Here is a 22661-nt window from a genome sequence, read left to right as displayed (position 1 = left end):
AGCCCCCCTCAAGATGAGATTTCCCAATTAGTAAGACCCCTTGAAGACGACGAGGTTGATAGGCCTGAGGTGGAAGTGCAGCAATGTATGGAGCTGACAGGTACTAATCGGTCGAGGGCTTATCCAATATCTAAAACACAAATTCTGTTTCGTATCCAGTTTTCAGGTGATCAATCATCTGAAAATGAATATTCCCTGATAGCTCAGTTGGTAGAGCACTCGACTGTTAATCGAGTTGTCACAGGTTCGAGTCCTGTTCGGGGAGCCATTATGGAGAGGTGTCCGAGTTGGCCGAAGGAGCACGATTGGAAATCGTGTAGGCGTCACAAGCGTCTCGAGGGTTCGAATCCCTCTCTCTCCGCCATAATTTTTCTTTAAAATTAACGCTTTATTTCATTGAGGCCCGTTGGTCAAGGGGTTAAGACACCTCCCTTTCACGGAGGTAACAGGGGTTCGAATCCCCTACGGGTCACCATTTAACTTTAGACTTGATTTTAGGCTAACTTTTCTGGTACAATTAAATTTGTCTTTCCCATGGAGGCTTAGCTCAGCTGGGAGAGCATCTGCCTTACAAGCAGAGGGTCGGGGGTTCGATCCCCTCAGCCTCCACCATAATTCAATACCTTTTTTACTGACGCGGGGTGGAGCAGCCCGGTAGCTCGTCGGGCTCATAACCCGAAGGCCGCAGGTTCAAATCCTGCCCCCGCAATTATCCCTTCTAGGGATGAGATTTACCAGTGTGGAGCCGTGGTGTAGAGGCCTAACATGCCTGCCTGTCACGCAGGAGACCGCGGGTTCGAATCCCGTCGGCTCCGCCATTTATTTAAACGAAGGAAACTGTCACTGTAACCACCGCTGATTATAACACCGGGGTAGGTAGAAGGTTCCGAAATCTTTTCGATACGGCTCGGTAGCTCAGTCGGTAGAGCAGAGGACTGAAAATCCTCGTGTCGGCGGTTCGATTCCGTCCCGAGCCACCATTAATTTTTTGAATATGTAATATGCCGTTGTAGCTCAATTGGTAGAGCAACTGACTTGTAATCAGTAGGTTGGGGGTTCAAGTCCTCTCGACGGCACCATGCATGGAGGCTTAGTGAAGTGGCTAAACACGGCAGACTGTAAATCTGCTCTCTACGAGTTCGGTGGTTCGAATCCATCAGCCTCCACCATTTCTTTAGGGGCATAGTTTAAAGGTAGAACAAAGGTCTCCAAAACCTTTGGTGTGGGTTCAATTCCTGCTGCCCCTGCCAGATTTTACGAAAAGAATATTTTATTATGGCGGTCGTGGCGAAGGGGTTAACGCACCGGATTGTGGCTCCGGCATTCGTGGGTTCAAGTCCCATCGATCGCCCCATTTTTAACTAAAAAATCATTGTTGGGGATTAGCCAAGCGGTAAGGCAACGGACTTTGACTCCGTCATCCATAGGTTCGAATCCTATATCCCCAGCCATTTTAAGCGGACGTGGCTCAGCGGTAGAGCATCGCCTTGCCAAGGCGAGGGTCGCGGGTTCGATTCCCGTCGTCCGCTCCATTTTTTTATAAGGCGCCATAGCCAAGTGGTAAGGCACAGCTCTGCAAAAGCTTTATCCCCAGTTCGAGTCTGGGTGGCGCCTCCATTTTCTTTTTTGCGGGAGTGGCGGAATCGGCAGACGCACAGGACTTAAAATCCTGCGGTAGGTGACTATCGTACCAGTTCAAGTCTGGTCTTCCGCACTTTTGATTTATGTCCCCTTAGCTCAGCTGGATAGAGCGTTTGACTACGAATCAAAAGGTCAGGAGTTCGAATCTCTTAGGGGACGCCATTATAACTCGCTTAAAGAAAATAAATATGAATATGCCGGTGTGGCGGAATTGGCAGACGCGCGCGACTCAAAATCGTGAGGGAAACCGTGGGGGTTCGAGTCCCTTCACCGGCATCACACAAAAAGGTTTGTTAATTGCTATTGAAGCAGTTTGCAAACCTGTTTTTTTATGTAAGCATTGGCAGGTCGATCGTTATCATGAAAAAGGGCCGTGAAATGCGAGATTTCTCGAGCATGATGTCAACATCCAGACTCGAATCCGCGATAAGGTATCGTCTGGCCAAGGCGAAGGTCGTAAGTATGAAAGAAAAACTCCAAGCGGTAATGGGACTGCCCCCCGTTTATGAGACAGGAATCAAAACACCTTGCAAGTTAAGCAGCCAGTTGTCGATAATCAATCGGTGACTGGTTGTTTAGTTTTGTTTGAATGCGAATTGAGTTATAGTAAGTAATGTAATCTCGAACGACTTGTTCAACGATTGCCGTCGTTGTACTCGTTAAACCTTCGAGATAGAACGTTTCAGACTTTAGCGTGGAATGAAACGATTCAATGGGGGCATTATCAGCGGGCGTTCCCTTGCGGGACATGCTCATGGTAATGTCTTTTCCCTTAATAGCTTCTTGATATGCCTGCGACGTGTAGACGCTGCCTTGGTCGCTATGGAGTATCGTGCCTGGGAGAGATGGTAACTGATTGAGCGTATCCAGCACAAATGCGGTGTCTTGTTTGTCAGCTATAATGTATGCGACAACCTCTCCGTTAAACAAGTCTAGAATACTTGATAGGTACAACATTTTTCCACCAAACGGCAAATATGTAATGTCTGTAACGAGTTTTTGCATGGGTACATCAGCCTCGAATTGGTGTTTAAGCAAGTGTTCCGCTATGTAAGCTGGCTGCCCTGTAGGTTTGCGTTTCTTGACTTTAACACGACATTGCAGCCCCTCACGCTGCATAATCCTTTGCACACGTTTGTGATTAATTGTATGCTCTTTCCGAAGCAGAGCTGTGATCTTCCAGTATCCATAACGAAATTTATGCTGCATACAAAGCTCGCCAATTTCCTTCACCATCTGATCCTCATGCTTTTTCTCATACTCAGCTTTCCAGCGATAGTAAGTTGCGCGAGAAAGTCCTATCCATCTACATGCTTGAGTCACACTCATTTCCTCACGGATAGACTCGATCCACTCCACTACAATTTTTGGCGATACCTCCTCTCCAGTAAGTTGTACTTTTTTAGCAGATTTACCTGTTGTTTTAAAAACTTGTTCTCGGACTTTAGCATCTCTAATTCTGATGCATACTCGGATCCTTTACCGTAGCTATATTGTTTACCTACGGGCTGCTCTAACCGATTCAATTCGCCACTACGATACCATCTCATCCAAGTTTCCACTTGTGTCTTATTCCGTATGTTTAATTGCTCCATGACTTCTTTCACCGGAACACCAGCCGTTCTCATTTCAATAGCTTTCATCTTAACTTCTATAGGGTAACTCACTCTTGTTGCGAACGTAAAAACACCTCCAAGGTTGTCTCCATATCTTACGACATGGTTGCATTCTCTTGAAGGTGTTTTAATTTGTCTCACGTTATGGGGTCAGTCCCAATTGAGCTTGGGGTTTTTCATCTCTAGGGGATATATGGCGGGCGGCGTCTTTATGCATAACGCTTAGAAGTAAATGTCCGGTCATTGGAAATTTCCGGAATAATTCATGTTGACTTAATCAAACTATTGCAGTAGTATGTAAATCAAGAACAAACTATTGTAGTAGTCTAGAGAAAGGAGGGGTTCCATGTCGATCAAGTTGTTTGATTCCGAATTGAAGGTCATGGATGTGTTATGGAGAGCAGGGGATCAGACTGCAAAACAAATTTCGGATATTTTGAAGGATGAGATTGGCTGGAATATGAACACGACGTATACGATCATCAAGAAATGCATAAATAAGGGCGCTATTGAACGCAGAGAACCTCATTTTTTGTGCCATGCCCTAATCCGGAAGGAGCAGGTACAGGAGTTGGAAACCGCTGAGCTTGTCGACAAAGTGTTCGATGGCTCGGTCGACAAGCTGTTTGCCTCTTTGCTCGGCAGAAAGAATTTGTCGGCCCAACAGATTGAGAAGCTTAAACAGATCGTAGATAGCCTTGATGAATGAGGTGAATCCATTGGACGATTTGTTGCGTATGAGTTTGTCTGCCGCGTTAATGATTGCCGTTGTCGTCATCATTCGAGCACTATGCATCCACCGACTGCCGAAGAAAACCTTTCTTGTACTGTGGGGAATTGTGATCTATCAGTTGCTGATCCCGTATTCTTTATCTTCAAGATTTAGCATCTATTCATGGATTGATCTTTTGGTTTCTGGAGGAAGAACTAACACCTATCAGCTTGTTCCTTCTCCCATGGTTTTTCCCGAGAATGCTTTGGAACATGGAACTCCGGTTTCGGAAGCAGAACCATTCATTACTTGGTCGCCGATGCTCCTTGTTTGGTTGGCGGGTGTCGCGCTTGGTGCGTCGTTCTTCTCCATCGCTTACCTTAAATGCCGCAGGGAGTTTCGATCTTCTTTGCCGGTGGAAAACGAATTTGTTTCGCGTTGGTTAAGTGAACATCGACTGATGCGATCAATCCGGATTCGACAATCCGATAAAATCAAATCTCCGCTAACTTATGGCATTTTTCGGCCAGTGATTTTAATGCCCAATTCAACCGACTGGAATAACGATCAGCAGTTGCCCTACGTTTTGATGCATGAGTTCGTACATATCCGGCGCTTGGATGCCATAACCAAGCTGTTGTTGAACACGGTTCTCTGCATCCATTGGTTCAATCCGCTAGTGTGGGTGATGTACATGCTGGCTAATCGGGACATTGAGCTTTCTTGCGATGAGACGGTGGTGAGATCGTTTGGTCAGACGTCGAAAAGAGCATATGCGATGGCATTGATCAGTATGGAAGAGCGAAAAAGTAAGCTAAACCCTTTAGGGAATCATTTCTCAAAACATGCGATTGAAGAAAGGATTGTCGCCATTATGAAAATGAAGAAATTTTCCACAGCCGCTGCTCTGCTGGCCACTTCATTGATTATCTGCACAGCAACCGTGTTTGCAACTGCCGCGGAGAAACCGGCAGATCCGCAGTTGAGCCCCGTTTCTAGTTCGAATGCAAATGCAATTGAGGGTAACGGTGCATATACTCCCGTTTATAGTGAAGAGGAAGAGCGGGCAGAAATGAAAAGGATACTGACTCCCTATGAGAAATTCGGGCTGATTTACGATACTAAAACAGGCGTAGCCACATTTAACGGAAAAAAGGTCAGGGATTTCTTCGATGAACAAGCAGAAATCGGCTTCTCTCTGGAAAACGGAGAGGTAGATTTATCGGCGACATATGCGAAGGGAAAGCTAAGCGGATTACGGCAGGCTACTCCATCGCAATTTGAGGCCAGGACCAAAGAAAAGGAAGAGATTCAAAGCACTGTTATGGAGCTTGCCGAGGGAGGAGCGGCTGAGAATAATCAGATCCAGGGGGCAGATCAGGCACAGGCCGAGAATATGGCAAATGCATCGTCTATAACTACTCAAGTCATCATAAGCACCGGTAGTGAAAAAGAGGAGGGCAAGATTTCCCTGGATGGAGGCCTGACCTGGCTGACGCAGACGGAATACGAAGCTAAATATCCTGCATCAAAAGTGGAATGGTGGACGTATGATGATTACAAAGATTGGCTGGAACAGGAAAAGAAAGAATTATCCACGATTATCGGGAGCAGAGGTTGGAATCCAACGGACGGATGGTACACTTGGACGCAAGAGAAAGTGGATGAAGCCGTCGCCATGTATGAAGGAATTCTGGAGGATATTAAAAATGGCGTAAAGGTGTCAAAATCGGTAGATGGAGATCCTGCTATAATGTTGTATCAAGGTACTGCCAATCTGGAATAGATACTCCAACAGGCTGCCGCTTTACCGGCAGCCTGTTCTGTATCTTCGAAGCTCGAAAGTTCTATTTTCACCTTCGTCAGTGTTCAGAATCACCGTAAGAATGATTTTAATTATGGTATACTCTCTGGACAAGCCGGGCTAAGCTTGGACTTCCCCATAGTTGATGCCTGATTTTAAAATTAACTACGAAGGATGAACTTAATGATAGTTATTAAGCGAGACGGCTCAGAGGTAGCTTTCAATCAACAGAAAATCATCGATGCGATTTGCGCGGCCATGATTAGTACGAAGAAAAAAGGCGATTCCGAATTGGCACAAAAGATAGCCGACAAAGTGACGCGGAAAATTTCCAAGCTTGAGAAGGTGGATATCGAACATATTCAAGACGAAGTTCAATCCGCTCTGATGAATAGCAGAAGGAAAGACGCCGCGGAGGCCTACATCGGCTATCGCGAAGTTCGAACTTTGAAACGGCGCGAACGCAGCAGCCTGGACAAGAAGGTACTCGGGCTCCTGGAGCTCACGAATGAAGAGGTATTGAAGGAGAATTCCAATAAAGACGGAGCGACCATCCCGACGCAGCGCGATTTGCTGGCAGGCATCATGGCCAAAGACTTCGCTCAAACTTACATGATCCCTAAACGGGTCGTTGAAGCCCATAACAGCGGGGACCTCCATTTTCATGACCAGGATTACAGCCCTTATTTTCCGATTTATAACTGCATGCTGATCGACCTGAAGGGAATGCTCGAAAACGGGTTCAAACTAGGCAATGCCCAAATCGAAACTCCCAAGTCCATTACAACCGCTACAGCCATCACTGCCCAGATTATCGCACAAGTGGCGAGCCATATTTATGGAGGCAATACGATTAATGAAATTGATAGAATTTTGGCTCCATATGTGTTTGAATCTTTCAAAAAGCACTATCGAAAAGGCCTGGAATGGCTGTATATGCTGGAAAATGACGAAATCGAAGCCCTGGATGTTTCCTGGGAAAATGAAGATTTACATAAGAAGTACCCGCGTTGTCTTGAATATGCGAAAAGCCTGACCGAGAAAGAAACGTATGATGCTTTTCAATCCCTAGAATATGAAATCAATACGCTGGTCAGCGCCAACGGACAAACCCCATTCAGTACGTTCGGCTTTGGGCGCGGACTGTCTTGGGCGGAGCGCCAAATCCAGATCGCTATTCTGCAAAACCGAATCCGCGGGCTCGGAAGAGACGGGAAAACCGCAATTTTTCCTAAATTGATCTTCGGTTTGGAAGAGGGCGTCAATTTGAAACCGGAGGATCCCAACTACGATATCAAGCAGTTGGCCTTAAAATGCAGTACATTACGGATGTATCCCGATATTATTTCCGTGCCGAAAGTAAAAGAAATTACCGGCTCTTTCAAGTTTCCGATGGGCTGCCGTTCGTTTTTGGGCAGATATGAAGAGAACGGGGAGGAACTTCATGACGGCCGGTTTAACCTGGGGGTAGTGACCGCCAATTTGCCGCGGATCGCAGTTAAAGCGAACGGCTCGGAAGCGGCGTTCTACCGCCTATTGGATGAACTCCTGGAAGTGTGCAAGGAAGGATTGATGTATCGTATTGAGCGCTTAAAAGGCGTCAAAGCGAAGGTGGCCCCGATTTTGTATATGGAGGGCGCGGCGGGTAGCCGCCTTCAACCGGAGGATACGATCGACCATCTGCTTAAGAACGGCAGAGCCAGCATTTCATTAGGCTATATCGGCATTCATGAAACAATGATGGCTTTATACGAAACCTGTCTTTTTGATGATCAGAAATTGCGGGAAAAAGGATTGCAGATCGTACAGCATCTGAGCAAAAAAGCCGAGCAATGGAAAGAAGAGACCGGTTACGGCTTCAGCTTGTATTCCACACCGGCGGAATCGTTATGCTACCGGTTCTGTAAGCTGGATGAGGAGAAGTTCGGCCGTGTCGATGGCGTGACGGATAAAGGTTATTATACGAACTCCTTCCATCTCGATGTGAACAAGAAAGTAACTCCATTTGAAAAGATACAGTTCGAGAAGGATTATCCGCAGTACGCGAGCGGCGGATTCATTACGTACTGCGAATTCGACTCGCTGGTCAACAATCCAGAGGCGCTGGAAGCGGTATGGGATTATGCTTATGAACGGGTGCCTTACTTTGGAACGAACACGCCGACGGACAAATGCCTGGAATGCGGGTTTGAAGGTGAGTTCGAGGCCACGAACACCGGCTTTGAATGTCCAAACTGCGGCAATGCCAATCCGAAAACATCTTCCGTTATCCGGCGCTGCTGCGGTTATTTGTCGGAGCCGAGCCAACGGCCGTTTAATGCGGGCAAGCAAAAAGAAGTACTCTCCCGCGTGAAGCATATGTGAGACTTTATGTACATCGCGGATTATAAAAGATTTGACGTCATCAATGGAAGAGGACTTCGGCATTCCTTATTTACTTCAGGTTGTACGCATCACTGCAAAGGCTGCTTTAATGCAGCCACATGGAACTTTAATTACGGGAAGCCTTATACGAAAGATGTGGAAGAACAAATTATTGGCGATTTGAATATGCCGGATGTTCACATCGCCGGCTTGTCCATATTGGGCGGAGAGCCGTTTCAGAATGTCGAAGGACTGCTGGGACTTGCCTCCAGGGTTCGCAACGAATGTCGCGGCAAGGATATCTGGGTCTGGTCCGGTTATACGTTCGAGGAAATCGTGGCAGACGAAAACAGACGGGAGCTGCTGACCTACTGTGACGTTCTGATCGACGGGAAGTTCATCTTGGAACGGCGTAATCTGAAGTTAAAGTGGAGGGGCTCCGACAATCAGCGCGTGATTGATGTGAGAGAAAGTTTGCGAACGAAGCAGGCTGTGCTAATGCCCCTATAAGTGTAAATTGCCCTCTTCTTGATGTTCAAGACGGGGGCTGTTTGATTTGGGTTCTAGGGATAGAAATGGTAAGAAAAAAGGAATATAATAACTTAAATTTGAAAGTTCCTTTAACACCTTGTCCGCGTATGACGGAACCCCAAATTAAAGGAGACATTATTATGACAGAAAAAGATCATGAACATTGGATGGAGATGGCGATTTTCGAAGCGACAGAGAATGTCGCTCAGGCCGAAGGCGGGCCCTTTGGGGCGATTGTTGTAAAAGACGGGAAAGTGATCGGAAGGGGGCGGAACTCGGTTACCTCGTTGAACGATCCTACGGCTCATGCCGAAGTCCAGGCGATCCGTGAGGCGTGCCGTTATTTGAACGATTTTGAGTTAAAGGGCTGCACCATTTATACCAGCTGTGAGCCTTGTCCGATGTGTTTAGGAGCTATTTATTGGTCGCGTCCGGACGGCGTTTATTATGCAAGCACGAAGGAAGATGCCGCCGACATCGGATTTGACGATCATTTCATCTACGAACAGATCGCCACGCCCATGGAAGATCGTTTCATACCCATGAAACAGATTCAAACCGAGGACTATTTATTGCCGTTTAACACCTGGAGAACATCGAGCGATAAAATAGAATATTGATGTCGGCGAACCCGCAGCTGTCGGATTCACGAACGACAAACGTCCCTGAGCCATACCGGAGATCATCCGGCAGGCTTCAGGGACGTTTTGCAATTTAGGTATTAAGGCGATGAATAAATCTCAAGGGCTAATGGAAATTTCGCTGTCCGGATCACAATTTTTAACAATCGCCTTAAGGCGGGGCGTTTCCCACCGATGGCATTTATATCTTAGCACCTGATGAAAGTCGCCTTCGGGGGCGTCATCAACATCCGCGGCGCGGCGGTTCAGATAAAGAGCCAGCGCTTTTTGAATCTCGGAGCATTCCCGGCTTTCGATTTTCACCATGACGTTAAATTTCAGTCCAAACAGTGGGATTTTCACCGTTTCATAAGCGAGAATATAAGCGGTTACCGAATACACGGCCTGCTCAAAGCCGAAATGGAATCCGGCGGCAAGCAGGATGAAGCAGTTCAGCAGCAGCATCATTCCTTCCGGTGAAAGACCCTTCCGCGTCGTGGAACGAAACCTTTCCACGGCCTTCTCCGCCGTATCCAATGCGCCTCCAAAGCGCAAGGCGAGCCCTAGACCAAGTCCCAGTGAAAGACCGCCCGTCAAAGCGGCAAGCAGCGGATCGCCCATGAGCGCCGGATAAGGGTGAAGCAGTATCGTACCCAGAGAGAATACGAGCAGGCCGCACACGGTAAACAGCGCGAAGGAGGCATCGATATTTTTGCGCGCCAGCAGAAGTAACGGCAGGTTCAGCAGAAATAAAAACAGTCCAAGTCTCATTTCCGTAGACAGGGCAAAGAGTGCGGACAAACCGGTTACGCCACCTACCACGATGCCATGCGGCATGAGAAAAAGTTCCAATCCTACGGCGGCAAGCATGGCTCCGGCGATGATGCCGGCAAGTCTGAATAAAACGGGATAAATCCGCCAGGGATATCGGCGGTCGTTCATTGGAGATTCGGCGGTGAGTTTGTTTTTCAAGCTCACTCCCCCTTTCCAAGGTAACGGCAGCCCGGCGGCCCCGATCACGGTGACCGTCAGGCCGATCTCAAGTGCGGTAAGATCCTTTTAAACACTTCCATTCAGTAAGATGTGTCTAATTTGTTGTTGGTGCAGGCGTTCTCCGATCACTACGACGAGAGCGTCGGCGGTAAGCATCAAATCCGCGCCGGGATTGACGTGTTTTTTCTGATTTTTTTCAATAACAGCAATTATGGTAGCGCCTGAGCGCTGGCGAACCCGCAGTTCGCCGATCGTTTTGCCGATCGCTTTATAATTCGGTTCAAGACGATACCACTCGATAATGAGATCGCCAAGTGCGACTTCGATATTCTCGAGGGCTGTCGGTTGATAGGTAACCCCGCCAATGATTGCTGATACGTATCTTGCTTCATCATCGTCCAAAGCCACCATGGAGATACTGTCATCCGGGTTCTCTTCATCAAAATGAAAAAGCTCGCGCCGGCCGTCATCATGGATAATGATCGTCAGCTTTTCTCCGTTGCGCGTTTGAACGACGAATTTTTTACCTATGCCAGGTAATTCCGTTTCTTTGAGATTCATTAGTTTCAAGCCTCCAGAGTTCATAGTAACAATCCTAATCAGGACTGAAAAAATGCCGAGAAATCCTAAGCACAGGCTTAATAAGACTGCGAAAGCAGCCGAAATCAAGCCAAAAACATGCTCGTAAATTTAATCGGCATGAGTAGAATACGCTTCATAAACAGGTAAAAGAACGGGCGGAAAGAAATCCGCGGAATGGCAAGCAATAGTATGGCGGACATAGAGGCTGCCAAAAGAGGAAGCGGAGCTCTGTCAATAAATAGCTTGCCCTGATGCGAAGAATTGAGACGCAGAGTTACATTTTTCGTGCGAGTTGTTTCCTCGATTTTGTAAGCTTCTCTTTCCATACTTTCGGCTGTTCCCGGGAGAGAGGAAGGAACAGGGAGGGACAAAATCATGAAAAAAGCCAAAAATACGGCAACCAGCGAGGCGGTGATGGTTTGTACGCGAATTTTCACGAAAATCCCTCCCTTTGGTTTTAGTTATTTACTTAAAAGGATAGCATACAATGCTTTTTATCTCAAAAGGTTTAAAGACTCAAAAATAACGAATAAGAATGTACACGCTGCATATCACAATGGATAGCAACATTAGAGGAAAACCGAACTTCAGGAATTTCAGAAATGGAACCGACTCGCCTTCTTTGGCGGCCATTCCGGCTGCGATCAGATTGGCGCTTGCGCCGATCAGGGAGCCGTTGCCGCCCAGGCAAGCGCCGAGAGCCAAGCTCCACCATAGCGGTTCCAGGTTGGTAATCCCCATGTTGCCCATGTCCTGAATCATCGGAATCATGGTAGCCACGAACGGGATATTATCAAGAAAAGCCGAGGCGATCGCGCTTAACCAGAGAATGAGCATCGAAGTAAACAGCGGATCTCCTCCGGTCAAATCGATGGCGCGCTCGGCCAACTGTTTGATCGTGCCGGTTTCAATTAAACCGCCTACCAGGACGAACAGCCCTACAAAGAAAAAGATCGTCGGCCATTCGACGGAACGGAATGCTCTTTCCATGACATGCTCCCCGGTAAGGAGCAGCAGCAGAAAGGCGCCTGCCAGGGCTACCGTCGCTGATTCCAGATGCAAAGTTTGATGCAGGAAGAAGCCCAGCAAGGTTAAGCCGAGTATCACCAGGCATTGTACCAGCAGCTTGCGGTTCGTGATGAGTCCGTCCAGGCTCATTCCCATCATGCTTTCGCGATTTTGCTTGGAGGCGGTCAATCCTTTGCGGAAAATAAACAGAAGAAGCGGCAATGTTACCGCAAGAATCAGGATCGTTACCGGCGCCAGATTTTGCAAAAACGCCATGAATGTCAATTCCGGGACTGCGCTTCCGATCATAATATTCGGCGGATCGCCAATCAGCGTGGCGGTTCCGCCGATGTTTGAGGCGATAATCAGCGAGAACACATACGGAAAAGGCTTAACCTGTAGCTGGCGCGTAATGCTAAAGGCTACCGGTACCATTAGTATGATGGTGGTGACATTGTCCAGAAAAGCCGAGCCGACCGCCGTGATTAGGGCAAGCAGCCACAGAATCGTTACCGGGTTACCCTTGGCCTTTTTGGCCGTCCAGACTCCGATATAGTTGAAGACACCCGTTTCCGCCGTCGTATTGACGATGATCATCATCCCGATCAGCAGACCGAGCGTGTTGAAATCAATGTGATGAATAGCCGATTCTTGATCGATGATGCCGAGCATAATCATCAGAACGGCGCCTGCCATAGCGAGCAGTGTGCGGTGAATTTTTTCCGAGATGATAAGTGCGTAGGTCAGCAAAAAGATGCCGATAGCCCAAATGGCTTGTTGTTCCATAATAAATACCCTCCTTGCAGTTATGCCGAGTCACCCGAGAGGCGAGTGTTCAATGTGCCGCCAGACGTATTGAACACCACCTTTATAATGCCATGAAGGGGCGGAAATATGCTGTATTTGCCTGAAAATAGGCAAAAAGAGCCCGCAACATGGCAGGCTCCTCCGATAACTGTACTATTCTATTGTTTGCTTGTGCTTTTTCATTATATTATTAGTTTTTCAAATTGTAAAGGTATCAGGACGCCCCGGAGTCTTACCGCCTGTCTATCCAAGGGCGGAACCTTACCTCGACTTTGGTCTAGGTTCAAAAACCGTCCACGGTCCGTTTTGAAGAACAAGGTTTCGACCTAGAATAGAGTCATAAGGTTGAACAAATGAGAGGCGGTGATAAACAATGAAAACAAATCGGCCCAATGCTTTTGCGATTGTACTTATCGGCCTTGGCGTTCTGATTTTGCTGGGCAAACTGACCCCGTTCCTGGGTAGCCTTTTCGGATTGGTACTCGCAATTGCGATGATCGCTCTTGGTTACTACGGGATAAAGCGCGGGAATGCGTTCTTCGGGTGGATCGTTCTGTTCCTGGGGATTATATCCTTGATCTCTAAGCTGGCTTGGCTGATCGTTCCGGTGCTCGGAATCGGATTGATCGTATACGGAATTTCTTCCCTTAGAGGCAAGCGGGGTTACTGATCATATATACGGAAAGCATTTGAATGAATAGCCGAAAGGTTAGGAGGGACAAGAGAGTCATGAGTGTATTTCGCCGAGTACGGGATATTACAGTAGCAAACTTGAATGAACGCCTGGAACAGTCGCAGGATCCGGTACGCTTGATCGACCAATTCCTGATCGAGACCCGCCAGGAGATTGCGGAAGCCGAGAAACTTCATCATCAATATTCGGGTCACACCAAACAATTGAAACACCAGGTGGATCAAGCGTCAATCATGCGGAATAAACGTGAGGAACAAGCACTGCTCGCCTTGAAAGCGGGAGAAGAACACCTGGCCAAACTGGCACTGCAAGAGAAGATGTTGTACGACGAAAAAATCGAACAGTATTCGGACCTGTACGCACAGAGCCTGGAGTCGCTTCAGGAACTGGAAAATCAGCTTCACGAGCTGAAGACCGAATATCAGGTGGTCTACAGCAAACGCCAGTACTATTACGCTAGAATGGAAACTCTTCGTTTGCAGCAGCGGATGAACCAGCGGATGAACGGTTACGGGGCGCAGGATGTGCCTAAAATGTTCAACCGTTTGGAGGACCGGGTATCCGATATGGAATGGGAAGCGCGCAGCCTGCGCGAACTGCGGAAGACAGGCCAAGACTTCGTAAACCAGGCCGGATCCGTCATCCAATCGACTCTGGAACAGGAGCTCTCCCGTTTGAAGCAGAAGCTGAATAACAAAGGAGAGGAGTAACACAATGGGTAGATTATACCGCTCAAGACGGGATAGATGGTTTAGCGGCCTGCTCGGCGGACTGGGCGAATATTTCGGAATCAGCTCCACGGCGCTACGGATTTTGACGATCATTAGCGTGCCGTTTACGGGCGGGACAACGATTTTAATATACTTAATCGCTGCGCTGGTCGTATCCAAGGAACCATATGAACCGTTCGATCCATACTTCAACAACGGTTGGCATGGTAATGGCGGGGCAGGCGGTTTCGGGGGATACGGCGGCGGAAATCCGGGCAGTCCGGGGCAACCGGGATTTGGATATGGTCCTCGCCCGCAGCAACCTCCGTATGGAGGAAATCCGTACCAAGCAAACCATCAGTTTTCAGGCAACCCCGGCGCCGCCGGCAACACCGCATTTGGCGGAGAAACTGCCTCTAATCTGGATTCCATGATGCAAGATATCGAGAAAAAAGCCATGAAAAAAGAACTGGAAGAGCTTCGTAAAAAGCTGTCCGACTATGAGAAGGGAGAAGTGTAAACAATGGGAGTATTTAAAAGAATTAAAGATATTACAAAGGCATCGGTTAATGACATGCTTGATAAGGTAGAGGATCCAATCGTAATGCTCAATCAATATCTGCGCGATATGGAGGCTGAAATCCGTGACGCCGAGGTGACGGTGGCGAAGCAAATGGCCAACGAGCGCAGAATGAAACAGCGTTTGGATGAAGCTGTACGCATTTCCTCGCAAAGAGAAGCTCAAGCCGAAATCGCTTTGAGAAACGGTCAAGAGGAAGTAGCACGCAAGCTGCTGGAAGAAAAAATCCACTATGACCAAAAGCAAAGCGAATTCAGTGATCTGCATGCCCAATCCGAGGCGCAAGCCAACGAACTGAAGCAACAACTTCATGAAATGAAGGATGAGTTCTACAAACTGCGCAACAAGCGCAACGAACTGGTAAGCCGCGCACAAATGGCCAAGGCCAGAAAGCAAATGTCTCAAATCAGCAGCCTGCATACGATCGAAAGCGGCAACGCTTCGCTCGGATTCCACCGCATGGAAGAAAAAATCATGCAACTGGAAGCCGAAGCGGAAGTATCCGGCGTAGTATACCGGGGAACATCACCTTCTTCGTACATCAGCCCTGCGGATGCCGAAAAACAACTGAAAGTGGATGCACAGCTTGAAGCTTTGAAAGCGAAGCTGAATCCTTCCGAAAAACGCGAAGAAAGCGTAGAATAACAGCTACACAGTCCAAGGGACAATGTGTTATGCTAGACCATGGTGAAGCCATGCGGTATGGAGAACCCATACCGTTATGGCTTTTCCAACTTATGAACCGACAGGAGGTGCGGCATGGAAAAGCGGAAAAGGTTCTTGGCCATCGGATTGATCGGACTTGGTATTTTAATGATTTTCGGCAAGTGGCTGAGTTTTATCACCATCGTCGCCCTCTTTATTTTAGGTTACGGGATCTATAAGATCCGGCAAGGGGAAGAAGTCAAAACGGGGTATATTTTACTGGCCGTCGGTGGCGGACTTATCCTGTTGGATCATTTTATGCTCGTGGTGGCGATTCTTATGGTTTCGCTAGGTTTTTATTATGCAAAAATCCGTAAAACACAACCGGAAGGTAATCATGTGCAAAAACAGAGCATTACTTCGAGCATTCACTGGGACCGGGATCCATGGACATTGCGCAATACGAGCATGTGGCATGTGCTTGGAGAAATCGATATCGACATGTCGCTGGCGATTTCGGAAGGCGTAGAACATATCCTGATGTTTCAGGGAGTGGTGGGCGACATCGATCTTGCCGTTTCCGAGGATTATGGGGTGGAGATCGAGGCGTTTGTCCTGTTTGGGCAAATCGAATTCAGCCAGGACCGGGAAACCGGAATGCTGAACAGGCTGTACTGGAAATCGCCGAACTTTGACGAGCGCGAACAAAAAGTGAAAATTATCATCTCCTATCTTGTGGGAGATGTGGATATACGATTAATTTGAGACGGGAGGACCGCTCCGCATGAAAAATAAAAAGCCAGGGAATCTCGTTTCCCGCAGTATGCGGGAGGGGATTCTCCTGTGTTTTATCCTGTTGGCCGTCGTAGTTTACATTCTATATACATATGGTTATTTTAAACCCTCCACCAATTGGAAGACGGGGATTCAGGCCGGATTGACGCTGTTGACCCTGTTGCTCAGCATAGGAGCAGCCTTTGGTTTTTTTCAGGGCTATCGCCAGAAAAGAAGGCTTGACCTGCTGCGCGACTCGCTGCTTCAATGGGAGAAGGGAAATCAGACCGGAACGGTGCCGCAGCTTGGCGATGATGAGATCGGAGGGCTTGGCGAACAGCTGGAGCGTATCGGCAAGCGCTGGGAAGAGCAGGTAAGCTCGCTTCAGCGCCTCTCCACGCACAACGCCCAGCTTGCCGAGCAGGCCCGGGTGTCCGCGATTGTGGAGGAGCGCCAGCGCTTGGCCCGGGAGCTTCACGATGCGGTGTCCCAGCAACTGTTCGCAATCTCTATGACGGCTACCGCCGTAGGTCGGACGCTGGATAAAGATTTTGACAAGGCACAGCGGCAGGTGGAGCTGATCGAGGAGATGGCCTCGGTGGCCCAATCGGAAATGAGAGCGCTGCTGCTCCATTTGCGGCCCGTCTATTTGGAGGGCAAGGAATTGTCCCAAGGATTGCGCGAGCTGGTCAAAGAGCTTAAGACCAAGGTGCCGATGGATCTCACGCTGGAAATGGACGAAAACCTGAAGCTAGGAAAAGGCATCGAGAACCACTTGTTCCGCATCATCCAGGAGGCCATGTCCAATACGCTTCGCCATGCCAAGGCCGACAAGATGGAAATCCGGATCCACCGGAAAGCGGATACGGTGAAAGTCACGCTTCGCGACAACGGGGTCGGTTTTGAGCTCGACGACAAGAAGCAGGCTTCTTACGGGTTATCGACCATGCAGGAGCGGGTGCGTGAAATCGGCGGTTCCATTCAGTTCCTTACCGCCCCCGGCAAGGGGACGCGCATAGAAATTACAGTACCGCTATTGAATGAGGAAATCGGAGGAGACGATCATCATGGAGATGGAAATGGACAAGATGATTAAGGTGCTGCTGGTTGACGATCATGAAATGGTGCGAATCGGTCTGGCGGCCGTGTTGGGTACCGAAGATGGCATCGAGGTCGTCGGCGAAGCCAGCAGCGGGGAAGAAGGTATCAGGCTGGCGCAGGAATATAAACCGGACGTCGTTCTGATGGACCTCGTGATGGATGGGATGGACGGCATCGAGACGACGCGCCAACTGCTTGCGCTTTATCCGGAATGCAAAGTAATCGTGTTGACCAGTTATCTGAATGACGAGAAGATGTACCCGGTCATTGAAGCCGGGGCATTCAGTTACCTCCTGAAAACGTCCAGGGCTTCCGAAATCGCCGAAGCGATCCGGGCGGCGGTGAGAGGGCAATCCGTACTGGAGTCCCAGGTTGCCTCCAAAATGATGAACCGTTTCCGTCAACCCAAACCGGAAACGCCGGCGCACGAAGACCTTACCGAACGGGAAATGGATGTTCTTCGCCTGTTGGCGCAAGGCAAGTCGAATCAGGATATCGCCGATGACCTGATTATCGGAATCAAGACGGTAAAATTCCACGTGACGAACATTCTCGCCAAGCTTGGCGTGGAGGATCGTACACAGGCTGCGATTTATGCCTATAAAAACGGCTTGGCCGAATAATTGCATACAAGAGGACCCGGTGCAGGATAACCGGGTCCTTCTTATTCTTTAGGCAATTTGTACGAAGTGGAGTGAACGACTTTTAAGTTGACCTCTAGCTCATCAAGATCCAGCTTTGAGATTAAGGGCTCTTGCGAGCCTCCCCGGAGTTGCTTCCAATTGGAGTTATGACTCCGGTAGAGCTTTTTTTCCAAACCGAATACATCCAGGTTTTTCCGTTTGGCCGCCGAAAAGGTATTAAGTATCTCCTTCTCGATCGCTGCTGTAGCTAATTCCTTGATTTTTTTGGCGCTAGCCTCGCTTGTCGGTGCTACTTCCACGACGTGAATTCTCGCCTTCACTTTCATATGGGCTGACGGAACGCCGGATTTTATTTTGAAATTCGTTTTCGATTTGGAGTCAACCACGTTCACGACGACCAGGCTGCCATCGGGCATGCTCAGGGTCAGCGGAAATTTGAACATCTTTTTAAAGGATGCATATTTGATTCCCCCCATGCTCGCGGTATCCACAAACCCTCTATTCCTTCCTCCGGAAATCAAGTAAGCCCCATTGAGTTTAACGAGGCTGATCGGCTCCAGCTTGTCTTTCCATACGGCGTCCGTAGAAGTAACCGATGGAAGAAGCACTCTCGCCGCAGGCTCGTTAACCCCGTTGACGAGTTTGATCAGCTGGACCGGCTCGATGGCGGAATACTGTCTGTAAACTTCCATCGGATCCATAAGTTCCGAGTTGATGACGGAATGGTTCAGCAAGGATACGCTGGACATGAGTTTGTCTATCTCTTGCTCCGTCCCGAACACCCACGGCGTATAGCGCAGGTCGCGGGAACGGAGCAGGCTGGCGATCGTCTCCGGCAAATGGCCTTCCAGCAAAGACTTTGAGAATACGATCGCTTTTACATGCGTCCAGAGAGTCCGCTGCTGGGAGGCGGGATAAAGATTGTTAAAAGCTTCCGCCATCGTTTTTCCCTCTGCCTTTCCGATCCAAATTTTCGCTTCCCCCGTGCTGGAAGGGCTCTCCTGTTTGGATATTTCCGCAAAGTCCAGCATTTGGGCATAAATTACGTAATGATCTTTTGCGTAATCCACGCCGAGTGCGGTGACGAAATTGACGCTCTGAACTTCTTTGACGTCCCAGCAGCCTGTAAGCAGCAAGGCGATCGATAGCAGCACGGGCCATATTTTCAAGAATGATTCCCCCTGCCTTTATTATCTTTGGTCCGCAAGAAACGAGGTCTTAGCACCTCGCTGTCCGCAGGCTTTTTCATGACGGAGACAAGGAAGTCTTGCTTGTAAAACGGAGAAATGGGTGAAAGATAAGGAACGCCGTAGGTCTCCAGCGATGAAATATAGAGCAGCACCCCGAACACTCCGATCATAAACCCGAACATGCCCAGCAAAGAGGATAGAACCAGGACCAGAAGGCGGAGCTGGGAAGCCGTCCCGCTAAGCGTTTGGTTCACCAGCGTGGAGGCGGCGACGATCGTGATCGCCACGCTGACGATAATCGTGGGTGACGTAATTCCCGCCCGGATGGCCGCGTCGCCGATGATCAAACCGCCAACCACGGTGACCGTCTGACCCAGAGCTTTGGGCAACCGCCGTCCCGCCTCATTGAAAATTTCAAACAGGAACAGCATGATAAAAGTTTCGAGCGGTATCGGAAACGGCAGTCCCTGCCTGGAATTGCTGATGGTCGCCAGCAGCGGCAGAGGGATCTGCTCCAGATTGAATGTCGTGAGCGCGATGTAAAAACCGGGCAGAAAGAAAGAGATAAGCAGCCCGATAATCCGCAGCACTTTTTGCAACGATACGATAAAATAAGCGGTATTGGCGTCTTCCGGGGAAATGAGCTGATTCATCAGAGTAACCGGAGCGATAATGGCCATTGGCGAACCGTCGACCATCACCGCGAATTTGCCGGAAAGCAAACAGTCCGCGACATAGTCGGGCCGCCCCGTATAGTCGGTTAAGGGGAACATGGCATGGCCTTTTTTGCCGGATATGATCGCTTCAATAAACGAAGTGCCGATAATGGCGTCCGTATTGATCCCGTTTAAGCGCTTGCGGATTTCCTCTTTGATGTCCGAATTAATAATATCTTCGATGTAAAGAAGGGCAAGCCGGGTTTCGCCACGTTGTCCTTTTATGAACTGTTCGATATGAAGGGAATGGGTCCGAAGCCGTTTGCGGAGGAGGGCCATGTTGGTCGTAAGTTCCTCCGTGAAGCCGTCGCGCGGGCCTTTGATCGAAGATTCCGTCAAGGGTTCTCCGGGAGAGCGGGCAGGAGGATTTGCAATATCCAGGCTATAGCAAGACTGGAGCTTTTCAAAGAAGATGATCAGATCTCCGCTATATACTTCATAAGCGATATCGCGCAAACTGTCCACCTGCATCAAGGATAACGGCAAATGGCTATTTTCCCCGATTTCAATGTCAGTGATCCGGGGATGATCTCTGCAAATAGCCGCAAGTCGCGGTAGTACGAGCTGATTCAACTGCTTGGAGTCAATCATGCCTTCGGAAAATACAAGCACAACCGGTTGTTCTTCCTCCCCGGAGCCTCCGGCATTAAAGCGATGCAGCATTACATCCGCCGAACCCTGAAAAAATTGCTTAAGCGTCTCCTCGGTGATGGTTTGGTTTTCGGCGGCAATGTCGACGGATATGCGGTTATGGTCCATGAACGGCGTCTCCTTTCTTGCGTCCGGAAGCAATCGCTGCAATGCTGAGCAGTACGGTAAAACCGCCCATCACAATTAAATTTCCCGGAAAAATATAATGGATGATCAAATATTGAAACTGAACGTCATTGAATACATAATTCCCCAGCGGGATCAAGGCGACGGCCATAGCTGACAGCAGAAAAAAACGGATTTTGGGTTTTTGGATATTCCATAATTCCACGGCCGCAAACAGAGCGAAGGATATGCGGACGGCGCTCCCTGAAAGCCACTGGTAAATGGAGAAAAAATCGGTTTGGGAAATATACTTCCCGAATCCGGCAATTCTCCATTCTTCATAAGCGGGGTAACGCTGGACCGAGGCTTCGTAGGGGTTGAATTCGGAGATTGCTCCGGTAAGCGGTCCGATGGTAAGTCCTACTATGATAATGGCCAAGGTGACGAAGTGGATTTTCTGTAACGGTTTTTCTAGATGCGGCTGAATAAACAGAATGAAAAAAAATTCAAACAGCCCCGAGCAAGCATAAATCATTCCCTTCAGCGGCGGCTTCCATCCAAATTCCAGCAGCGGGAAAAGCTGGCTGTAATCTTTAAACTCGACATTCGCCAACCCGACATAGATGCCCAATACGACCACCAGGGGAAGAAGAAGGCCGGAACCGATAGCGATCGTCCTTATTCCAAGAACTGCCGCAGCCAGGCAAAGGCCTAGAAGTGCTATTAAAGTGGCCCAGGTCGGGGTATAGGGCAAAAAAGTAGTCTTGGTCCAGGTAATCGTATCAAACAAGGTAAACCAGGCAACCGTAAAAAAATAAACGGACAAGATGAGCCGGAACAGAAACGAAACGACATTGCCGAACCGGCTCTGGACCCAGAGGTGAAGAGGTTTGTTTTGAGTCTTTTTTGTAATGAATATCAGAAGGAGAGTGAAAATGCCGAAAGGAATGATGGATAAGATCACCGAGAACCAGGCATCCCGTTTGGCGGCGTGCATGAGGGCAGGGAGAACGAAAACATGATTCGTGATCCCTACGGTCAGCATCACCATCATGATGGCTTGCGATATGGACGGTTTGGGCGATTTCAGCATGCAGGCTCTCCTGTCTCTTGAAAGTCTTGCTTAGTATTTCCTCGGCAAGTAAAGATATGCGGGTATAAAACGATCCCTATCAGGAAATGCTGATCTCATAGATTAATAGAGTAGCGGAGGAAAAAAAGATGAGTAACCCGGGAAGCAAAGCCAAATTAAAAAGCGGGGTAATGATCATGGCCGGGGCCTTTTTATTACTGGCCTTGCTTTTGGGCAATATGACCAAGGGAGAGGCCACCTCCGGGTTGAAAGGCGATCCCGTCGAAGCTGCCGCCCTGCAATGGGAAAAACTTTTGACTGTGGGGAACGGGTCGATTCAAGAAGGGATCAAGGGGACGGTGAAGTGGCAAGGGGAGTGGTATACCCTCTTGGCCCCGGAAGAAGCGGCGAATGCACTTTCATCCCGGCTTGGCCTCTCCGGCGTGCATGAAGAACTTATGCAGGATCATACCGTTTATTATGCCGAAGGTAATCCTCGCGGAATAAATACGAGACTTTCGGTCACTTGGATTGAGGAAGGGGCCTATTACGTCGTGCTCCGGTTGGAAGGGCAAGGTAAAGAGGCCTTGGCGGAGATGAAAGCGATCCAGTCCCCATACGGCGAATCCCTTGCCGATGAAGGAGTGGCTATACACTGGAATGCAGCCCTGCAGGGAACGGTTAAGGCGCCGGTTCCGGGAGATTCCGGATTTTCAGCGAGCCATGGAAATGCGAAGGCGCTTCTCCAGAACAAAATGCAACAATTGGAACATGTCGCCTCCCATGCATTGAACCTGGAAACGGTGGAAGATTATACGGATGCGGAGACGGTCAGTCGGACGTATGCCATCCCGGAGCTGCCGATCTCGGTTGCCAGCGGCGACCGGCAGGTATCGTTGCAGATGGCGGTTCACCGCAGTTCCGAATCGGGGGAAATGGAGGTCTCGTTAGGTTCTCCTTTGTTAACCGTTGAATATTAGATGAATTCAATCTAAAAATTAGATAAATATTAGATGAATTTTCTTAAATACCAACATAATTTGATATGAATATGATGGCATCATTTCAGTGAATATGCTAAAATTACATCACATCCAGTGA

General features: G+C 48.7%; 21 protein-coding genes, 17 tRNA genes and 1 rRNA gene. 31 read left to right on the top strand and 8 right to left on the bottom strand.

What is annotated here, in order from left to right; translation table 11 throughout:
* From ACLB09_RS22720 to ACLB09_RS22635, 18 genes are all read left to right on the top strand, one after another.
* Positions 1–127, top strand: a 23S ribosomal RNA gene (locus ACLB09_RS22720); the annotation flags it as partial.
* A gap of 65 nt (positions 128–192) precedes the next feature.
* Positions 193–268: transfer RNA gene (locus tag ACLB09_RS22715), tRNA-Asn, on the top strand.
* 4 nt (positions 269–272) lie between these two features.
* Positions 273–364, top strand: a tRNA-Ser gene (locus tag ACLB09_RS22710).
* Positions 365–400: 36 nt separating this feature from the next.
* Positions 401–475, top strand: a tRNA-Glu gene (locus tag ACLB09_RS22705).
* Positions 476–536: 61 nt separating this feature from the next.
* Positions 537–612 (top strand) — tRNA-Val (locus ACLB09_RS22700).
* Positions 613–635: 23 nt separating this feature from the next.
* A tRNA-Met gene (locus ACLB09_RS22695) sits at positions 636–709 on the top strand.
* A gap of 32 nt (positions 710–741) precedes the next feature.
* Positions 742–818 (top strand) — tRNA-Asp (locus ACLB09_RS22690).
* An 86-nt stretch (positions 819–904) separates the two neighbouring features.
* Positions 905–980: transfer RNA gene (locus tag ACLB09_RS22685), tRNA-Phe, on the top strand.
* A 23-nt stretch (positions 981–1003) separates the two neighbouring features.
* Positions 1004–1079, top strand: a tRNA-Thr gene (locus ACLB09_RS22680).
* A gap of 5 nt (positions 1080–1084) precedes the next feature.
* A tRNA-Tyr gene (locus ACLB09_RS22675) sits at positions 1085–1169 on the top strand.
* A gap of 7 nt (positions 1170–1176) precedes the next feature.
* Positions 1177–1250, top strand: a tRNA-Trp gene (locus tag ACLB09_RS22670).
* A gap of 28 nt (positions 1251–1278) precedes the next feature.
* Positions 1279–1354 (top strand) — tRNA-His (locus tag ACLB09_RS22665).
* A gap of 22 nt (positions 1355–1376) precedes the next feature.
* Positions 1377–1451, top strand: a tRNA-Gln gene (locus tag ACLB09_RS22660).
* A 6-nt stretch (positions 1452–1457) separates the two neighbouring features.
* Positions 1458–1532: transfer RNA gene (locus ACLB09_RS22655), tRNA-Gly, on the top strand.
* Positions 1533–1543: 11 nt separating this feature from the next.
* A tRNA-Cys gene (locus ACLB09_RS22650) sits at positions 1544–1617 on the top strand.
* 11 nt (positions 1618–1628) lie between these two features.
* Positions 1629–1714, top strand: a tRNA-Leu gene (locus ACLB09_RS22645).
* 12 nt (positions 1715–1726) lie between these two features.
* A tRNA-Arg gene (locus tag ACLB09_RS22640) sits at positions 1727–1803 on the top strand.
* A 34-nt stretch (positions 1804–1837) separates the two neighbouring features.
* Positions 1838–1917: transfer RNA gene (locus ACLB09_RS22635), tRNA-Leu, on the top strand.
* Between the two features lie 258 nt (positions 1918–2175).
* On the opposite strand, the gene ACLB09_RS22630 is transcribed toward ACLB09_RS22635, so the two are convergent.
* Positions 2176–3284 (bottom strand): IS3 family transposase gene (locus tag ACLB09_RS22630; protein ID WP_410772108.1). Its coding sequence is split into 2 segments (ribosomal slippage): positions 2176–3047 and positions 3047–3284, totalling 1110 coding nucleotides; the frame shifts between segments, so codons are not numbered across the junction.
* A gap of 319 nt (positions 3285–3603) precedes the next feature.
* On the opposite strand from ACLB09_RS22630, the gene ACLB09_RS22625 reads away from it, so the two are divergent.
* From ACLB09_RS22625 to ACLB09_RS22605, 5 genes are all read left to right on the top strand, one after another.
* Positions 3604–3966 (top strand): BlaI/MecI/CopY family transcriptional regulator, encoded by a 363-nt coding sequence (locus ACLB09_RS22625; protein WP_410772107.1) that lies wholly within the window; start codon positions 3604–3606, stop codon positions 3964–3966.
* Between the two features lie 10 nt (positions 3967–3976).
* Positions 3977–5755, top strand: coding sequence for a M56 family metallopeptidase (locus ACLB09_RS22620; protein WP_410772106.1), 1779 nt, complete (start codon positions 3977–3979; stop codon positions 5753–5755).
* 201 nt (positions 5756–5956) lie between these two features.
* On the top strand, positions 5957–8137 hold the full coding sequence (nrdD, locus tag ACLB09_RS22615) for an anaerobic ribonucleoside-triphosphate reductase (protein WP_410772105.1): 2181 nt from the start codon (positions 5957–5959) through the stop codon (positions 8135–8137).
* A gap of 6 nt (positions 8138–8143) precedes the next feature.
* Positions 8144–8647: an anaerobic ribonucleoside-triphosphate reductase activating protein gene (nrdG, locus tag ACLB09_RS22610; protein WP_410772104.1), complete on the top strand. Its 504-nt coding sequence runs from the start codon at positions 8144–8146 to the stop codon at positions 8645–8647.
* Positions 8648–8808: 161 nt separating this feature from the next.
* Positions 8809–9288: a nucleoside deaminase gene (locus ACLB09_RS22605; protein ID WP_410772103.1), complete on the top strand. Its 480-nt coding sequence runs from the start codon at positions 8809–8811 to the stop codon at positions 9286–9288.
* A gap of 120 nt (positions 9289–9408) precedes the next feature.
* Here the strand turns inward: ACLB09_RS22605 and ACLB09_RS22600 are convergent, their stop codons facing one another.
* The 4 genes from ACLB09_RS22600 to ACLB09_RS22585 all read right to left on the bottom strand — a co-directional run bounded on the left by ACLB09_RS22600 (position 9409) and on the right by ACLB09_RS22585 (position 12657).
* Complete coding sequence (locus ACLB09_RS22600; protein WP_410772102.1) at positions 9409–10260, bottom strand: YitT family protein; 852 nt, start codon at positions 10258–10260, stop codon at positions 9409–9411.
* An 87-nt stretch (positions 10261–10347) separates the two neighbouring features.
* A complete protein-coding gene (locus ACLB09_RS22595; RefSeq protein WP_410772101.1) occupies positions 10348–10842 on the bottom strand; it encodes a cation:proton antiporter regulatory subunit in 495 nt (164 codons plus the stop codon).
* Between the two features lie 104 nt (positions 10843–10946).
* Entirely contained in the window at positions 10947–11300 is a 354-nt protein-coding gene (locus tag ACLB09_RS22590; protein ID WP_410772100.1) for a hypothetical protein, read from the bottom strand.
* A 79-nt stretch (positions 11301–11379) separates the two neighbouring features.
* Complete coding sequence (locus ACLB09_RS22585) at positions 11380–12657, bottom strand: ArsB/NhaD family transporter (RefSeq protein ID WP_410772099.1); 1278 nt, start codon at positions 12655–12657, stop codon at positions 11380–11382.
* A 394-nt stretch (positions 12658–13051) separates the two neighbouring features.
* On the opposite strand from ACLB09_RS22585, the gene ACLB09_RS22580 reads away from it, so the two are divergent.
* From ACLB09_RS22580 to ACLB09_RS22550, 7 genes are all read left to right on the top strand, one after another.
* Positions 13052–13348, top strand: coding sequence for a hypothetical protein (locus ACLB09_RS22580; protein WP_410772098.1), 297 nt, complete (start codon positions 13052–13054; stop codon positions 13346–13348).
* 59 nt (positions 13349–13407) lie between these two features.
* Positions 13408–14082, top strand: a complete 675-nt coding sequence (locus ACLB09_RS22575; RefSeq protein WP_114496849.1) for a PspA/IM30 family protein — start codon at positions 13408–13410, stop codon at positions 14080–14082.
* Positions 14083–14086: 4 nt separating this feature from the next.
* Positions 14087–14602 carry a PspC domain-containing protein gene (locus tag ACLB09_RS22570; protein ID WP_410772097.1) on the top strand — a complete coding sequence of 172 codons (516 nt, stop codon included), beginning with the start codon at positions 14087–14089 and terminating at the stop codon, positions 14600–14602.
* 3 nt (positions 14603–14605) lie between these two features.
* Complete coding sequence (locus tag ACLB09_RS22565) at positions 14606–15307, top strand: PspA/IM30 family protein (protein WP_410772096.1); 702 nt, start codon at positions 14606–14608, stop codon at positions 15305–15307.
* A gap of 114 nt (positions 15308–15421) precedes the next feature.
* Positions 15422–16072 (top strand): cell wall-active antibiotics response protein LiaF, encoded by a 651-nt coding sequence (gene liaF / locus ACLB09_RS22560; protein WP_410772095.1) that lies wholly within the window; start codon positions 15422–15424, stop codon positions 16070–16072.
* A gap of 19 nt (positions 16073–16091) precedes the next feature.
* Positions 16092–17177 carry a sensor histidine kinase gene (locus ACLB09_RS22555; RefSeq protein ID WP_410772094.1) on the top strand — a complete coding sequence of 362 codons (1086 nt, stop codon included), beginning with the start codon at positions 16092–16094 and terminating at the stop codon, positions 17175–17177.
* Complete coding sequence (locus tag ACLB09_RS22550; RefSeq protein ID WP_410772124.1) at positions 17161–17805, top strand: response regulator; 645 nt, start codon at positions 17161–17163, stop codon at positions 17803–17805. Before ACLB09_RS22555 ends, ACLB09_RS22550 begins: the two co-directional genes overlap by 17 nt.
* A 41-nt stretch (positions 17806–17846) precedes the next feature.
* On the opposite strand, the gene ACLB09_RS22545 is transcribed toward ACLB09_RS22550, so the two are convergent.
* The 3 genes from ACLB09_RS22545 to ACLB09_RS22535 are packed head-to-tail and all read right to left on the bottom strand — an operon-like array spanning position 17847 to position 21581.
* Positions 17847–18995: a Ger(x)C family spore germination protein gene (locus ACLB09_RS22545; protein ID WP_410772093.1), complete on the bottom strand. Its 1149-nt coding sequence runs from the start codon at positions 18993–18995 to the stop codon at positions 17847–17849.
* Positions 18992–20491, bottom strand: a complete 1500-nt coding sequence (locus ACLB09_RS22540; protein WP_410772092.1) for a spore germination protein — start codon at positions 20489–20491, stop codon at positions 18992–18994. Before ACLB09_RS22540 ends, ACLB09_RS22545 begins: the two co-directional genes overlap by 4 nt.
* A complete protein-coding gene (locus ACLB09_RS22535) occupies positions 20481–21581 on the bottom strand; it encodes an endospore germination permease (RefSeq protein ID WP_410772091.1) in 1101 nt (366 codons plus the stop codon). The genes ACLB09_RS22540 and ACLB09_RS22535 overlap by 11 nt, the downstream gene beginning before the upstream one ends.
* 128 nt (positions 21582–21709) lie before the next feature.
* On the opposite strand from ACLB09_RS22535, the gene ACLB09_RS22530 reads away from it, so the two are divergent.
* On the top strand, positions 21710–22540 hold the full coding sequence (locus ACLB09_RS22530) for a hypothetical protein (protein WP_410772090.1): 831 nt from the start codon (positions 21710–21712) through the stop codon (positions 22538–22540).
* Positions 22541–22661: the final 121 nt, after the last annotated feature.

Origin of the sequence: Fontibacillus forbon (genome assembly GCF_046559655.1) — a bacterium.
Taxonomy (GTDB): domain Bacteria; phylum Bacillota; class Bacilli; order Paenibacillales; family Paenibacillaceae; genus Fontibacillus.
Note: the sequence above shows the minus strand (reverse complement) of the source record. Positions and strands in the feature narration are given on the sequence as shown.

Bases quoted from the DNA above. Each gene is read 5' to 3' on its own strand.
- ACLB09_RS22530 (WP_410772090.1), top strand. From the start codon at position 21,710: ATGAGTAACCCGGGAAGCAAAGCCAAATTAAAAAGCGGGGTAATGATC.
- nrdD (WP_410772105.1), top strand. From the start codon at position 5,957: ATGATAGTTATTAAGCGAGACGGCTCAGAGGTAGCTTTCAATCAACAG.
- ACLB09_RS22580 (WP_410772098.1), top strand. From the start codon at position 13,052: ATGAAAACAAATCGGCCCAATGCTTTTGCGATTGTACTTATCGGCCTT.
- ACLB09_RS22585 (WP_410772099.1), bottom strand. From the start codon at position 12,657: ATGGAACAACAAGCCATTTGGGCTATCGGCATCTTTTTGCTGACCTAC.
- ACLB09_RS22540 (WP_410772092.1), bottom strand. From the start codon at position 20,491: ATGGACCATAACCGCATATCCGTCGACATTGCCGCCGAAAACCAAACC.
- ACLB09_RS22555 (WP_410772094.1), top strand. From the start codon at position 16,092: ATGAAAAATAAAAAGCCAGGGAATCTCGTTTCCCGCAGTATGCGGGAG.
- ACLB09_RS22550 (WP_410772124.1), top strand. From the start codon at position 17,161: ATGGACAAGATGATTAAGGTGCTGCTGGTTGACGATCATGAAATGGTG.
- ACLB09_RS22605 (WP_410772103.1), top strand. From the start codon at position 8,809: ATGACAGAAAAAGATCATGAACATTGGATGGAGATGGCGATTTTCGAA.
- nrdG (WP_410772104.1), top strand. From the start codon at position 8,144: ATGTACATCGCGGATTATAAAAGATTTGACGTCATCAATGGAAGAGGA.
- ACLB09_RS22565 (WP_410772096.1), top strand. From the start codon at position 14,606: ATGGGAGTATTTAAAAGAATTAAAGATATTACAAAGGCATCGGTTAAT.
- ACLB09_RS22595 (WP_410772101.1), bottom strand. From the start codon at position 10,842: ATGAATCTCAAAGAAACGGAATTACCTGGCATAGGTAAAAAATTCGTC.
- ACLB09_RS22535 (WP_410772091.1), bottom strand. From the start codon at position 21,581: ATGCTGAAATCGCCCAAACCGTCCATATCGCAAGCCATCATGATGGTG.
- ACLB09_RS22570 (WP_410772097.1), top strand. From the start codon at position 14,087: ATGGGTAGATTATACCGCTCAAGACGGGATAGATGGTTTAGCGGCCTG.
- liaF (WP_410772095.1), top strand. From the start codon at position 15,422: ATGGAAAAGCGGAAAAGGTTCTTGGCCATCGGATTGATCGGACTTGGT.
- ACLB09_RS22625 (WP_410772107.1), top strand. From the start codon at position 3,604: ATGTCGATCAAGTTGTTTGATTCCGAATTGAAGGTCATGGATGTGTTA.
- ACLB09_RS22575 (WP_114496849.1), top strand. From the start codon at position 13,408: ATGAGTGTATTTCGCCGAGTACGGGATATTACAGTAGCAAACTTGAAT.